At 41.0% G+C, this 12,470-nt stretch carries 10 protein-coding genes and 1 riboswitch; of the genes, 6 read left to right on the top strand and 4 right to left on the bottom strand.

Annotated features, from left to right (window positions below):
- Nucleotides 1-48: 48 nt before the first annotated feature.
- From HMPREF1210_RS15970 to HMPREF1210_RS15955, 4 genes are all read left to right on the top strand, one after another.
- Entirely contained in the window at nt 49-384 is a 336-nt protein-coding gene (locus tag HMPREF1210_RS15970) for a metal-sensitive transcriptional regulator (protein WP_016429743.1), read from the top strand.
- 15 nt (nt 385-399) lie between these two features.
- On the top strand, nt 400-612 hold the full coding sequence (gene copZ / locus HMPREF1210_RS15965; protein WP_016429742.1) for a copper chaperone CopZ: 213 nt from the start codon (nt 400-402) through the stop codon (nt 610-612).
- Between the two features lie 83 nt (nt 613-695).
- Entirely contained in the window at nt 696-3,110 is a 2,415-nt protein-coding gene (locus HMPREF1210_RS15960) for a heavy metal translocating P-type ATPase (protein ID WP_016429741.1), read from the top strand.
- Nucleotides 3,111-3,331: 221 nt separating this feature from the next.
- Nucleotides 3,332-4,507 carry an MFS transporter gene (locus HMPREF1210_RS15955; protein ID WP_016429740.1) on the top strand — a complete coding sequence of 392 codons (1,176 nt, stop codon included), beginning with the start codon at nt 3,332-3,334 and terminating at the stop codon, nt 4,505-4,507.
- A 19-nt stretch (nt 4,508-4,526) separates the two neighbouring features.
- Here the strand turns inward: HMPREF1210_RS15955 and HMPREF1210_RS15950 are convergent, their stop codons facing one another.
- Nucleotides 4,527-5,831, bottom strand: a complete 1,305-nt coding sequence (locus HMPREF1210_RS15950; RefSeq protein ID WP_016429739.1) for an MFS transporter — start codon at nt 5,829-5,831, stop codon at nt 4,527-4,529.
- 115 nt (nt 5,832-5,946) lie between these two features.
- Here HMPREF1210_RS15950 and HMPREF1210_RS15945 point away from each other — a divergent pair, with 115 nt between their 5' ends.
- Nucleotides 5,947-7,194 (top strand): helix-turn-helix domain-containing protein, encoded by a 1,248-nt coding sequence (locus tag HMPREF1210_RS15945; protein ID WP_016429738.1) that lies wholly within the window; start codon nt 5,947-5,949, stop codon nt 7,192-7,194.
- Between the two features lie 2 nt (nt 7,195-7,196).
- Here the strand turns inward: HMPREF1210_RS15945 and HMPREF1210_RS15940 are convergent, their stop codons facing one another.
- The 3 genes from HMPREF1210_RS15940 to HMPREF1210_RS15935 form a co-directional block, all read right to left on the bottom strand.
- Complete coding sequence (locus tag HMPREF1210_RS15940; protein ID WP_016429737.1) at nt 7,197-8,762, bottom strand: GNAT family N-acetyltransferase; 1,566 nt, start codon at nt 8,760-8,762, stop codon at nt 7,197-7,199.
- Nucleotides 8,763-8,904: 142 nt separating this feature from the next.
- Complete coding sequence (locus HMPREF1210_RS18155; protein WP_016429736.1) at nt 8,905-9,060, bottom strand: hypothetical protein; 156 nt, start codon at nt 9,058-9,060, stop codon at nt 8,905-8,907.
- Between the two features lie 223 nt (nt 9,061-9,283).
- Nucleotides 9,284-10,603 carry an L-cystine transporter gene (locus tag HMPREF1210_RS15935; protein WP_081637845.1) on the bottom strand — a complete coding sequence of 440 codons (1,320 nt, stop codon included), beginning with the start codon at nt 10,601-10,603 and terminating at the stop codon, nt 9,284-9,286.
- Nucleotides 10,604-10,828: 225 nt separating this feature from the next.
- Here HMPREF1210_RS15935 and cls point away from each other — a divergent pair, with 225 nt between their 5' ends.
- Nucleotides 10,829-12,286: a cardiolipin synthase gene (gene cls / locus HMPREF1210_RS15930; protein ID WP_016429734.1), complete on the top strand. Its 1,458-nt coding sequence runs from the start codon at nt 10,829-10,831 to the stop codon at nt 12,284-12,286.
- A 140-nt stretch (nt 12,287-12,426) separates the two neighbouring features.
- Nucleotides 12,427-12,470: riboswitch (PreQ1 riboswitch) on the top strand.

The following is a 12,470-nucleotide window of genomic DNA, read 5'->3' as shown; positions in this document are numbered from 1 at the left end:
CCCCCCGACGGTACTTTATACTTAAGAAAATCTGGAGGTGATAAAATCATGACCACTAATACTGATGCTTCACCACTTGAGGAACCTCTAGAATCAACGACTTGTAGAAAAAGCCATCATCCAGATTCCGTAAAAAAAGATTTAACCACCCGGCTAAACCGAATTGAAGGACAAATACGCGGGATTAAAGGCATGGTTGATAAAGATGTCTATTGCGATGATATTATTACCCAATTATCAGCAACTCAATCTGCCTTAAACAGTGTTGCAAAAGTTCTTCTTGCTGGTCATTTAAAAGGCTGTGTGAAAGAACGATTAGCTGCAGGCGAAGATGATGTGCTGGATGAATTACTAACAACGGTTCAAAAACTAATGCGAAAATAACGAGGAGGAATTCCAATGGTAGATCACGTTACATTAAAAGTGGAAGGTATGTCTTGTGGACATTGTGTTAAAGCAATTGAAAGCAGTGTTACAAAAATTTCTGGTGTTGATAACGTGCAGGTACATCTGGAAAACGGCACAGTGGGTGTTGAATTTAACAAAGACGTAGTTGAAGTTGAAAAAATTACGGATACGATAGAAGAGCAAGGATACTCGGTGGCTAAATAAGTATTAAAATAAGACTGCGAAATTCGCAGTTTTTTTTCAACATTTTATATACCCCGTAAAGGTATGTATAAGGAGGTAAAATTATGATTGAAACTCAACAAGAATTATCGATAACCGGTATGACTTGTGCAGCTTGTGCAAATCGCATTGAAAAAGGGCTTCAGAAAATGGAAGGTGTATCTTCCGCTACCGTTAACTTTGCAACTGAAAAAGCACATATTACATACGATGCGAAAACCATTCAACCGAATCAGTTAGAAGACCAAGTTCGCGGACTTGGCTATGACGTAATCAGTGAGCAAGTTGACCTGAGAATTCAAGGAATGACATGTGCAGCTTGTTCAACCCGTATTGAAAAAGGATTGAATAATTTGCCTGGTGTAAATGAAGCAGCCATAAATTTAGCGCTTGAAACAGGAAAGATTTCATTTAATCCGAATCAGACAAACCCACATGACATTGTGAAGAAAATCCAAGATTTAGGGTACGATGCAACTTTCAAAAATGATGCAAAAGCCGAAGCCATTGATTATAAAAAAGCGGACATTCAAAAGAAAACCCGTTTGTTCTGGATTTCTGCCATTCTATCACTTCCCCTTTTATGGACAATGTTAGGACATTTTTCATTTACTTCAGCGTTATATGTTCCAGAGCTTTTAATGAATCCATTTGTTCAATGGGCATTAGCGACACCGGTTCAATTTTGGATTGGCTGGATGTTTTATAAAGGGGCGTATTTTGCACTTCGCAATAAGAGTGCCAATATGGATGTTTTAGTTGCTCTCGGTACATCGGCAGCTTATTTTTACAGTATTTATCTCGTATTGGATAGCTTGCAACACGGGGAAACACATATGCTCGGACTGTATTTCGAAACAAGTGCAGTGTTGATTACCCTTATTTTACTAGGGAAAGTCTTCGAAGCGCGTGCGAAAGGGCATTCTTCAGATGCTATAAAAAAATTAATGAATCTTCAACCGTCATTAGCCATAATTGAGGAAAATGGCCTGACGCGTGAAATCCCTATAGAATCTGTGCAAAAAGGCGATATCTTGCTTATTAAGCCAGGTGCATCCATTCCGGTTGACGGCGTTGTCCTATCCGGTTCATCTGCGGTGGATGAATCCATGCTGACCGGAGAAAGTTTGCCTGTTGAAAAAGCACAAAATGATGAAGTCTTCGCTGCAACAATCAATGCGAATGGAGCACTGCGAATAAAAGCTGCGAAGATCGGTAAAGAAACCGTTCTGTCTTCCATTATCCGTGTGGTTGAAGAAGCACAAGGATCCAAAGCTCCGATACAAAGATTGGCAGACCGAATCTCGGGTATATTTGTGCCGGTTGTTGTAGGACTTGCTCTTCTGACCTTCCTAGTTTGGTACCTTTTTGTGGACATCGGTAACTTTGCCTCGGCATTGGAAAGTACGATTGCTGTACTGGTCATTGCTTGTCCATGTGCGCTTGGGCTTGCAACTCCTACTTCAATTATGGCGGGATCAGGTCGCTCGGCTGAGCTTGGGATATTATTCAAGACAGCTGAAGCAATGGAAAACACAAAATCTATAGATACGGTTGTGTTCGATAAAACTGGAACCATCACAAAAGGTAAACCTGCTGTAACAGAGTTTATTGTTGCAAATCAGCAGGATCGACAAACACTCATTCTGTTGGCTGCGGCTGCCGAAAGTAATTCTGAGCATCCAGTAGCACATGCGATTACTTCTTTTGGTAAGGAAATCAATGAAATCCAGTATAAGAGTTCTGCATTTGAAGCGATTCCAGGGCACGGCATTAAGAGTACTATTAATTCCAAAGCAATTGTCATTGGCACACGTAAACTTTTGTCTGACCACACGATCGAGTTAGACTCGGCATTGGATCAAGCTTCTTCACTCGAACAGGACGGGAAAACGGTCATGTTCATGGCCGTTGATGATGTTCATGTCGCCACGATCGCAATCGCTGATCAAGTAAAAGAAACTTCAAAGGCAGCTATTCAAAAGTTACAGCAAATGGGCATTCACGTGGTGATGTTAACTGGCGATCAGGAAACAACCGCGCAGGCGATTGCGAGACAAGTTGGCATCGAGCATGTCGTTGCAGGTGTCTTCCCTACGAAAAAAGCAGAAGTCATCACATCTCTGAAAGATGAAGGTCGCAAGGTTGCCATGGTCGGTGACGGCATCAATGACGCTCCAGCTTTAGCCGTTGCTGATATCGGAATTGCCATGGGCACTGGAACGGCCGTTGCGATGGAAGCGGCAGACGTAACATTGATGCACGGAGATTTACTGCGTGTACCTGACACATTACTCATGAGTCGTTTGACAGTACGAAATATTAAACAAAATTTATTCTGGGCATTAGCCTACAATTCTATCGGCATCCCGATTGCGGCTGCCGGCTTACTTGCACCTTGGGTTGCTGGAGCTGCCATGGCATTTAGTTCGGTTTCGGTTGTATTAAATGCACTGCGTCTTCAACGTGCAAAACTTTAATTCTCTCCCGCAGATTACTATCTGCGGGTTTTTTTCTACTTATAAAAAGCATAAATTATTATATGTATTATCTTTCTTTCAAGTTTTTATATGTCTAGTTCCACGCGCCCTTAGGCTAGATATGCGCTTTCCACTTTTCTTTTATTCCTTTGTTGTTTGAAGGTTGATTTGCGAGTAAAATGAATTATATGGATTGAGTTTAGAAAGCGGGTTCTTTTGAAATGAAGAAAGCCATTTTGTTATTGATGTCTGTACAATTTTTTGTGTATTTAGGTTTTGGAATCATCATTCCAATTCTGCCTGAGGTAGTTTTGGAGCAGGGTTACAGTGAAGTTCACGTTGGCGGATTATTGACGATTTATGCATTAGCTTCCTTCTTTACAGCTCCACTGTGGGGTTCATTATCGGATCGAACAGGAAGAAAAAAATTAATTCTGATTGGCCTATTAGGTTTCAGTATGAGTTTTTTGATTTTCGCTCTCTTTATTGAGCAGCTACCGATGTTATATGTCTCACGAATCGTCGGAGGTATTTTTTCCGGAGCATTATATACAGCCGTTACCGGGTTTGTAGCGGATATGACGACTGAAGAAGAACGCAACAAATATATGGGCTTGCTTGGGATGTCAATAGGACTCGGTTTCATTTTCGGACCTGCTATTGGCGGTGTCCTCGGTGGCCTTACACTGCAACTTCCCTTCATTGTTTCGGCTTTATTGATACTAGCCTTGATGGTGTATGCGGGTCTTATTTTAAAAGAACCGGAATCTAGAGGGGAAGCAAGAAAAAGAGCCATTGTGCCAAAAGGTGCCAACAAACTCTGGCAGTATCGAATTCGCTATCTCTTCTTGTTCTCATTTATGGTGACGTTTCTGCTTGCAGGCCTGGAAGCTACATTCCAGTTGTTCCAAATTGATAAAATATCGATTACTCCTCTGCAACTCGGCTATTTATTTATGGCAAGTGGTTTAGTAGATGCCGCTATTCAAGGCGGTGTCGTTCGACGTGTGAAAAATGGTCAGGAAACGAAATGGATTATGGCGGCACAGGTAGTAACAGCCATTGGACTGATATTATTACTATTTACAGGCAGCCTTCTGTGGGCCGGCTTTGCACTCAGCGTCTTTACAGCCGGAAATGCACTTGCACGAACAGTATTGGTTTCATTGACGACAAAAGAGTCTGGTGGCAGGTATGGAACAGCGGCAGGTATGACGTATTCGATGGACAATATGGGTCGTATTATCGGTCCCCTTCTGTTCACATGGATTTTCACCGTACAGCCAGATAACGTATATGTTTTATCAGCTGTTCTTGCGCTGATTTCTATTGTCTTAATTATCTTGTTCCGCAACTCCAGTAAGTCATTGAAAAACGAAAATCCAGCCTCCTCATGATTTGAGGGGCTGGATTTTTTTATTGGGTTGATACAGCTTTAATTGGTTCAGGAACCATTTCTACTTTCAAATCCGGATGTGCTTGTTTCATGACGGATGGTCGAAGCATGTAAATGACGGCTGCCAACATAATGGAACTTGAAGCTAGCAATACATATTGTGCAGGTACGATATCGAACAAGAAACCGAACAACACCATCGCAAGTGGCATCAATGACATAGCCATAGTTTCAAGGAGTCCGAAAACTCGACCTCTGTACTCCTCCGCTATTTGTTTTTGCATCATGACGCCAATCGGTGTATTAACAAAAATCATGGCCACACCGAATGAGAACATGAGAACGAAATAGAAACTGACAATCCCCATATAAGAAAGAGTCACAAGTAAGGGCAGCGTGGCAGTGGCCATCAGAAGCCCCATTATAATAATCCCTCTTTTCGAGACAATAAGCGGAAACTTAATATCCTTGCGTGCGGCTAAATAAATGGAAGCCAACAGCATTCCGATAGACATTGATCCTTCCGTTATACCGAAATGGGCGGATTGAACCTTCAGTTCTTCTACGAGGATGTAAGAATAACCAACCGTAAACGCACCGAAAAAGAAATTGATTACTAACGCTACCCATACGATTACCGAAAGTACCCTGTGCTGTTTCAAGTAAGTGATGCCAGCTTTCATGTTTTCAAGCATCGTTTCTTTTTTCTCTTCTATAAATTCAGCCGCTTTCTTCGAGTACAAATTGAAATCCATAGTGGATTCAAGAATGACAGCAATGATGTAACTGACCATGTGAATGATGAGGAACATTTTCATGGATACCAGACCGAATAATAGACCTCCTACCGCAGGTCCTCCTATTGATGCAATTGACATTGACATTTGATTGAAAGACATCGCTTTTTGAATTCGTGCATCATCCACCAAATTTGCAATGGAAGAACTGAATGTAACCCCAGAAAACAACGAGGTAATTGATAAAATGATTTGCGTAATATAAATGGCGATCAGTGAAAGACCAAAAGTTAGACTAACAACCAATAACCCGCCTACCGCCAACACACTACATATCTGTGCAACGATAACAATCATTTTTTTCGGATATTTATCCGCTGCATACCCTGCAAACGGCGCAACGAGAACTCTTGGCAGTATGCTGCAGATCAGCACTATAGCGAAGCTCGTTGCAGAACCTGTTACAGATAAAATATAAAAGCTGATTCCAAACGAAAAGACACTGACACCGAACGTCGAAATTAATTTACTAATGGTGAACGTCCACAAGTGATAGGTCGCTTTTTTTAACTTCATGGATTCTTCCATGACTCATTCCCCTTTTCAAAAGTTTAATTTAATTAAACAAATAATAACATGAAAAAACTTCCCTTGCAACCAAAAGTTTAATATAATTAAACTAATTAGAAATGGAGAGATTGTTATGGATTCACTTGGATTACGTATCAGAAAATTACGCAAGCAACAGAAACTCACATTAGAAGCATTAGCTGGAGATCAGCTAACAAAAGGGATGTTGAGTTTAATTGAAAACGGCAAAGCCCAACCTTCTATGGAGAGCTTATCTTATATTGCAAAAAGACTTGGGATTGAATCGTCCGAATTGATGGAAGACGTCAGTCAAACGGAAAAAAGAAGTTTGTTGGCCCAAGTGGAAAAATTATATAAAGTGGATTTCTCGGATTTAAAGGACGAACACCAACAAATCATTGAACTCGTGCAGCCGGTTGTCGATAAATTGTCAATCAGTTACGAATCAGCACGTTTACTCGAGATTTACAGTAAATGCGGCTACTATTTAAAACGGGATGATTGGGAAACCTATTATAATCAGGCAATGAAACTTTACGAGCAATTGCATCTATACAATCAGTGGGCATCGCTAGCGATGTTTAAAGGATTAATCAAGTTCAACCAACACGCTTACGAAGAAGCCTTGTCGATTATTTTGGAAGAGCATGCCCGTTTTGATTCACCCGCTATCAAACTGGATGCCGTGACCACCCTTGACTACATGTACATTGAATCCATTTTATATTCCGCAGTTGGCAAATATGAAGAATCCCAGTTGAAAATGAATGAAGCCTTAATTTACTCAAAAGAAGAACGAATTTTTTACCGCATCGACGATTTATATCGATTGGCTGGAGCCCAGGCCATTATCAACGGAAACGATGCGGACCGTGAATACTATCTCCGCAAGGTCAGACAATACGGGGAATTCGCAGAAAATCTTTATTCCACAGCCATGGCAGAATTACTGGAAGCACATTATTACAATTCCTATGCACATGAGTACGATAAAGGGCTGACCCATATCGAACGTTTTCTAGAACTCGGAAAAGAACTGTATAAGAATACAGAGGATACCAACCACTACCTGCTCGAAAAAGGAAAATCATTATTCGGGCTGGGTCAAATCAATAAAGCGCTGACGCTACTAAACCAATATAAAGTGCCCGACTATTCCCATCACCCACTTGATTTATCAATGAGTTATGAGGTTCATGCCTATCGTGCGAAATGCTACGCTAAACTTGGTGATAAAGAAAAAGCGGTGAATGAAGCCAAGATTGGTCATGACTTGATTCTACCGTTACCCGAAACACCATATAAAACGTTTATTCTCCATACGTATAACGACTTGCTAAAAAGCAGTGACTCCTTCTGAGTTCACTGCTTTTCATATGCTTTGTAATGATGAAGCCACAATAGGAATTTCTCGAAAGCTTCTTCAAAATCTGGCTGAATGAGTGACAGTTGGGCCCACTTTCTTTGCTTCAAATATTCACTTTGAGCATGAAGATCAAATCCAGAAAGTCTCGCATCCTTGACAAGGTACTCCGTTTTCGACGGAACTTTGAGGGTCACAATCATTGGATAGCCCTGCCCAGTCAAAAATTCAAGCTCTTTGTTGGTTTCCGCCATTAAAAGCGTTTGATAGCGGGTATTTAACAAGTCATACCGTTCATTTTGCTTGTATGCACCCAACGCAATCTCAAGGCTTGCAAGCATTTGAGAAGAATAAGTGAAAGGGATTTGACCATTCGAATAACACCCCAGATCCAAATATGTTGGAATGGTCTGTGATTCTTCGATTGTGTGATTTGAAAAAACCATTGCCATTCCAGACATCGAACCGATTGCTTTCCCACTTACACCCGTTGCCAAGTAGATATTTTTAAGCTGAAAGCGAACTGCGCCGAACGAACTGACGCAATCCATACACACCTTGATTCCAAGTTCATTACAAAGTTTCTTAATCGGAGCCACATCATTCAGCATCCCTGTGGAGGTTTCCCCATGTGTCAGTAAAATCCATCCGTACATACCAGACTTCAAATGATGTTCCACATCTGAATAATCGAATGGCTCTCCCCACTCCATTTCTATAGTGTCGTACGCCAGACCCCATCTTTGAGCCTGTTGTTTCAAACGTTCCCCAAATGCACCATTAACCAAAATTACCCCTTTGGATTTGAGCTGTGTAATTTGGGCGATCATGGCTTCATTGGCAAGTGTCCCGCTTCCTGCCAGCAAATGAATATGTGATGCCCCTGCCATTTCCAAGAGCATGGTCCGTACCCGTTTCAGAGACGCTTCAAATTGATATGACCGATGGGAGATCGGTGAGCGCTGAAAAACTTTTTTCATTTCCACACTTAATTCATTCGGACCCGGATAGAAAGTATAGCGCTTGCTTTGAAAGCGAGCAGCAACCGATTGTTCATAATGCTGTTTAGTCAAATACATGGGGACAAAAATGGCTTCCCCACTTCCTACAGGTTTTCCAAACGCTTTGAAACCGAGTTGGCCGTAAAGTTTTAATTCCCGGACGGTTCCTGAAATGACCGCTGCCCCATAGCCTTTTTCATAGGCATGGTCAGCCAATGCACGTGCCAGCATGAAAAATACACGACCGTTCCGATGATCTTTGCGGACCGAAAGCAATCGTATTTCACATAATTTGCCGTCCAACGCTTCTTCAGGAAGCCCACGTTCTACCGGTCCCATTTTGCGGTCCAGGGAAAATGGGCGTTCATCACGAAGGGCAATCATTCCCACTAGTTCTTGGTTTTTCAGTACGATTAAATATGTATTCTCAGCATGGAATTCGTCTGTACGTTTGCCACTCGGATGGTGTTCATGCTGAGGTATCTCCTCTACGAATGTTTCATAATTCAGTTTAGCTATTGCCTCAAATTCTTTCGCTGTTCGAGCGATTTTACACCAATACATTGCATGCACCTTCCACTTTATTAAATTGGACGTTTCAGGGGACTGGAAGTTCTGTCATTTTAAAGAAATTTTATACAGTTCCCTTTAAAACCCCCATGCTCATAAAAAGATGGGCTGTGCATATCCTTTGTACGGCCCATATTCACAAATTCTTATGGTTGTTTGAATCCTTTTCTTTCACGTTCATCGGTAACGGGGCAACTTCCACCCTGCCCGTTTTTTCAGACGATACGGTCGTTTCTAAGTTCATGTCTCTTCTGCAACCAAAAAACCCTTGTGGTTTGACGATAGCAAACATATGAATTCCTCCCGCTCACTTACCCGTAATGTTATGTACTTAAGGATATCAAGGAGGCGTATGTAATTAATCCGTCTGCAGACGTAGCAAGAGACGGACGTCAGGAGTGTTTTATCTAAGCTTCATGCAAAATTACAATTTTGAAACAAGTAAAAAACGGGCGTACCCCAAAAGTGTTATACACTAATGGAGTACCCCCGTCATTCAATAAAACGTTATATCCTTACACCGTTTGGTTATCGATTGCTTCATTGTACATATCAGTATCCAGCTCGCCTGTTATTTTAGAAGTCGTAACACCTGACACCATAGCGCCACTTACATTTAGCGCTGTACGTCCCATATCAATTAAAGGCTCGACTGAAATTAGTAACCCGGCTAATGCAACAGGTAAATCCATTGCGGACAATACGAGAATAGCAGCAAAAGTTGCGCCTCCGCCAACCCCAGCCACGCCGAACGAACTAATGGCTACAACAGCAATCAACGTTAACAGGAACATCGGCTCTAATGGATTTTGTCCTACTGTTGGCGCAATCATGACCGCAAGCATCGCAGGATAAATACCTGCACAACCATTTTGGCCAATGGATAATCCGAATGAACCTGCAAAATTAGCAATACCTTCTGGTACACCTAAACGAGTAGTTTGAGCATTGATTGTCAGTGGTAAAGTACCTGCACTTGATCGTGAAGTGAAAGCAAACAATAATGGTTCAGCTGCTTTTTTCACATAAGTGAATGGGTTTAATCCAGAAAGTGAAACGATCAATAAGTGAATAGCAAACATAATAATCAATGCGACGTATGATGCAATGACAAACTTACCTAAATCATAAATGGCATCAAAATCAGACATGGCAACGGTGCGTGCCATAATGGCCAAAATTCCATAAGGCGTCAAACGTAAGATGATTTTCACAACACGCATGATCCATGCATAAACTGCATCCACGGTGCTTTTTAGTACAGCCGCATGTTCTTCTTCTTTTCTAGCTATTCCTAAATAAGCGAAGCCTAAAAATGCAGCAAAAATGACAACTGCAATAGTGGAAGTCGGTCGTGCACCAGTGAAATCAAGGAATGGGTTTCCTGGTAACAAATCAACAATCTGTTGTGGCAATGTTAGATCAGCCACTTCTGCCGTACGCATTTCAATGTAAGCGCCGCGCTCCGTTTCAGCGTCTCCGCTCACAATTTGTGAAGCATCCAAATCGAATACAACCGCTGAAAGGATTCCGACTGCAGCAGCAACTGCTGTAGTACCAATCAATAAGCTTAAAATAAGGCCCGTCTTTTTGCCGAAATTTTTCCCGATTGTAATCTTGGTAAAGGCTGAAAGGATAGAAATGAATACTAATGGCATAACAATCATTTGAAGCAATTTGATGTAACCATTTCCAACTAGATTGAACCATTGGACTGATTCACTCAGTATTTCAGAATCTGTCCCATATACATAGTGTAAAACTAGACCATATGCAATCCCTAAGCCAAGTCCTGTGAACACCCTTTTTGAAAATGAAATATGCTTCCGTCCCATATATATAAGAAGTCCAATTAAGAGTAGCAATATGGCGGCATTGATAATGATAAATAAATAATCCAAAATAATCCCCCCTGCTCATAATAAAGTCACCACGTGTGCCAAAATCTTAAGGAGTCGAGAAACATTCATTTAACTGTTCGATTTTTCACCCCCTTCTTTCTTATGTTACTTTAAGCTATACTTAAATATGACCAAATCAGATTATTTAGGAGGGACTATATGGCTGCCAATTTACTCGGCATCGGCTTTTCCGCCATTATCATACTTAATATTTTTCTAGCCATTGTGTTAATCTTCCTTGAGCGGCGAGATGCCTCTTCAACATGGGCATGGTTGATGGTCTTATTTTTTATTCCTATCCTAGGATTCATTCTTTATTTGATGTTGGGTAGACAATTACGCAAAAGGCATTTATTCCGATGGGAAGGTCGCAGTAAAATCGGGATTGATAACTTGATAGATTATCAAATTGATGCCATCGAAGATGGAACTTTTGAGTATCGTCTTGACGATTCCCAAGACTACCAAGATATGATTTACATGCACTTGCGTAACAATCATGCTGTACTGACACAGGATAATGCATTGACGATTTACAATGATGGAAATGAAAAGTTTTCCGCTTTATTAGAAGACCTAGAACATGCGAAAGACCACATTCATATTCAATATTATATTTTCCGTTTAGATGGTCTCGGTCGTCGTATCTATGATGTACTCATTAAAAAAGCAAAGCAAGGCGTGAAGGTCCGTTTACTTTTTGATGATATGGGCTCACGGGGAGTTCGTAAAAAACATTTCAAGGAACTTATGGATTTAGGTGGCGAAGTGGAAGCATTTTTCCCTTCGATCATGCCGCTCGTTAATCCTCGATTGAATTACCGTAATCATCGCAAAATCGTTGTAATTGATGGACGCGTCGGCTATATTGGTGGATTTAACGTTGGAGACGAGTATTTAGGATTAGACCGCAAATTCGGCTATTGGCGCGATACACATTTACGCATTGAAGGCAGTGCCCTTCACCCTTTGCAAACAAGATTTATTTTGGACTGGAACCAGGCGGCATCGAAGGAACAGGATATCGAATACTCCGATCGTTATTTCCCTGCTATTCCTTTGAAAGGATCAGTCGGCTTGCAAATTGTTTCAAGTGGACCTGATTCAGAGTGGGAACAAATCAAAAATGGTTATTTGAAGTTAATTACAATGGCTAAGAAATATATTTATATTCAATCACCTTATTTCATTCCCGATGCGAGTTTTATGGATACACTTCGCATTGCTTGTCTATCCGGTATTGATGTACGGATTATGATTCCAAATAAACCTGACCATATGTTTGTTTACTGGGCGACTTACTCGTACGTCGGCAATCTAATAAAAGCAGGGGCAAAAGTATATATTTACGACAATGGTTTCCTGCATACGAAAATGATTGTAGTCGACGATGAAGCCTCTACTGTTGGGACAGCAAATATTGATGTACGCAGTTTCAAATTAAACTTCGAAGTGAATGCCTTTATTTATGATCGGGAAACTTCCCATCAATTGGCTGAGTTATTTGAGCAGGATATGTTGTTATCCAGGGAGTTAACATGGGAACTCTATGAATCCCGGACAAGAATAATTAAATTGAAGGAGTCTTTCTCCAGACTTCTATCTCCTATTCTTTAATAATGACTACTTTAAAACCGGCATGAAGATAATTTAATCTTCATGCCTTTTTATTTGGTGCAACGGACTCAACACGATTAAAAGCCCCTATTTTATATGCACTCTATCCGTTCTGTGCTATTATGTACGATGTAACAAAATAGGAAGAGGTTCGCAAACTCCCTCTATAAAAAACTAAGGTGAA

Origin of the sequence: Paenisporosarcina sp. HGH0030 (assembly GCF_000411295.1) — a bacterium.
GTDB lineage: Bacteria > Bacillota > Bacilli > Bacillales_A > Planococcaceae > Paenisporosarcina.
This window is presented reverse-complemented; position numbering and strand designations above follow the sequence as displayed.

What these genes read in the sequence shown, in the direction of transcription:
- HMPREF1210_RS15970 (WP_016429743.1), top strand. Translation starts at nt 49, where the DNA reads ATGACCACTAATACTGATGCTTCACCACTTGAGGAACCTCTAGAATCA.
- copZ (WP_016429742.1), top strand. Translation starts at nt 400, where the DNA reads ATGGTAGATCACGTTACATTAAAAGTGGAAGGTATGTCTTGTGGACAT.
- HMPREF1210_RS15960 (WP_016429741.1), top strand. Translation starts at nt 696, where the DNA reads ATGATTGAAACTCAACAAGAATTATCGATAACCGGTATGACTTGTGCA.
- HMPREF1210_RS15955 (WP_016429740.1), top strand. Translation starts at nt 3,332, where the DNA reads ATGAAGAAAGCCATTTTGTTATTGATGTCTGTACAATTTTTTGTGTAT.
- HMPREF1210_RS15950 (WP_016429739.1), bottom strand. Translation starts at nt 5,831, where the DNA reads ATGGAAGAATCCATGAAGTTAAAAAAAGCGACCTATCACTTGTGGACG.
- HMPREF1210_RS15945 (WP_016429738.1), top strand. Translation starts at nt 5,947, where the DNA reads ATGGATTCACTTGGATTACGTATCAGAAAATTACGCAAGCAACAGAAA.
- HMPREF1210_RS15940 (WP_016429737.1), bottom strand. Translation starts at nt 8,762, where the DNA reads ATGTATTGGTGTAAAATCGCTCGAACAGCGAAAGAATTTGAGGCAATA.
- HMPREF1210_RS18155 (WP_016429736.1), bottom strand. Translation starts at nt 9,060, where the DNA reads ATGTTTGCTATCGTCAAACCACAAGGGTTTTTTGGTTGCAGAAGAGAC.
- HMPREF1210_RS15935 (WP_081637845.1), bottom strand. Translation starts at nt 10,603, where the DNA reads ATGGGACGGAAGCATATTTCATTTTCAAAAAGGGTGTTCACAGGACTT.
- cls (WP_016429734.1), top strand. Translation starts at nt 10,829, where the DNA reads ATGGCTGCCAATTTACTCGGCATCGGCTTTTCCGCCATTATCATACTT.